Here is a 1,397-nt window from a genome sequence, read left to right on the forward strand (position 1 = left end):
GGTCTAGCGTGGGTATTCGGTGATCAACACCGGGCCCCGGGAACACTGGGGGCCGGGCCCCACGTACCGAGGACGCAGATGTCCGGACTCCGCGCCGCCCGCCACGCCCCGTCGAGAAACGCCGTCACCGGTCCCGGCCGGCAGATACGCCCCCTGCTGGCGCGCGCCGCCGTACTGCCCACGCTCGCCGCCGGGCTCAGCGGGGCCGCCGCGGTGATCTTCACCCTCCAGCTCGGCGGGGGAGCCGGCGACCGTGACGCCCGGCTGTGGCCCGTGCTCACCGGCTGCGCCCTCCTCGTGGTGGGCGCCCTCGCCGCGGCCCTGCTCGGGGCCCAGCGTGCCGGCAAGGCCGTACGGGACCGGTGCGAGGCGCTGCGCCGCTCCAGCGTGCGCGGCCGGGGCGAGCTGCGCACGGCCGCCGACCGGCTGGAACGGGGCGAGACCCCGCCCCGGCCGGTGCGTGGTGGACCGAGCACGCCGCCGCCCGGCGGGGACCCGGCCGGGATGGACGAGTTCTGGCTGCTCTCGCAGGAGCTGCGCGGCGCCCGCGAAGAGGCGCACACGACCCTCCTGCGGCTGGCCGGACCGGCCGCCCCGACCGACAGCGAACGCAAGGTCGAGGTCTTCGTCAACCTCGCGCGCCGGCTCCAGTCCCTCGTGCACCGCGAGATCTCGCTGCTGGACGAGCTGGAGGACACGGTCGAGGACCCGGACCTGCTCAAAGAGCTCTTCCACGTCGACCACCTCGCCACCCGCATCCGTCGCCACGCCGAGAACCTCGCCGTACTGGGCGGCGCGGCGTCCCGCCGCCAGTGGACCAGGCCCATCGACCTGAGCGAGGTGCTCCGCTCCTCGGTCGCGGAGGTCGAGCAGTACACCCGGGTCAAGGTGGTGCCCCCGGCCGGGGGCAGCGTCCGCGGGCACGCCGTCGCGGACGTGGTGCACCTGCTGGCCGAACTGGTCGAGAACGCCACGGTCTTCTCCGCCCCCGACACCGATGTGGTGCTGCGGGCCGAGCGGGTCACCGCCGGGATCGCCGTCGAGGTGGAGGACCGGGGACTGGGCATGCCGACCGAGGAACAGCACCGGATGAACGCCCTGCTCGCCGACCCCGACCAGATCAGCGTGCGGCACCTGCTGGCGGACGGCCGGATCGGCCTGTTCGTGGTGTCGGCGCTGGCCCGCCGGCACGGGATCGCCGTCGAGCTCAAGTCGAACATCTACGGCGGTGTGCTGGCCGTGCTGGTCCTGCCGCAGGAACTGCTGGGTGCGGAGGCGCCCAGCGCGGCCGACGCGGCGGGGGGCTCGCGGGCCACCTCGTGGGGGACCGGGCAGGGGGCGGCGACGCCGCCGCTGGAGCCGGCACGGGTGCCCCTGCCGACGCCCCTGCCCGAGGG

The 1,397-nt window shown here is 75.5% G+C and carries 1 protein-coding gene; it reads left to right on the plus strand.

Going from position 1 to position 1,397, the window contains the following annotated elements:
• Window positions 1-78: 78 nt before the first annotated feature.
• Window positions 79-1,397 (plus strand): sensor histidine kinase (locus tag ACWGIU_RS37895; RefSeq protein ID WP_453712629.1); only part of this gene is annotated, 1,319 nt, incomplete at its 3' end.

Source organism: Streptomyces sp. NPDC054840 (assembly GCF_053611065.1).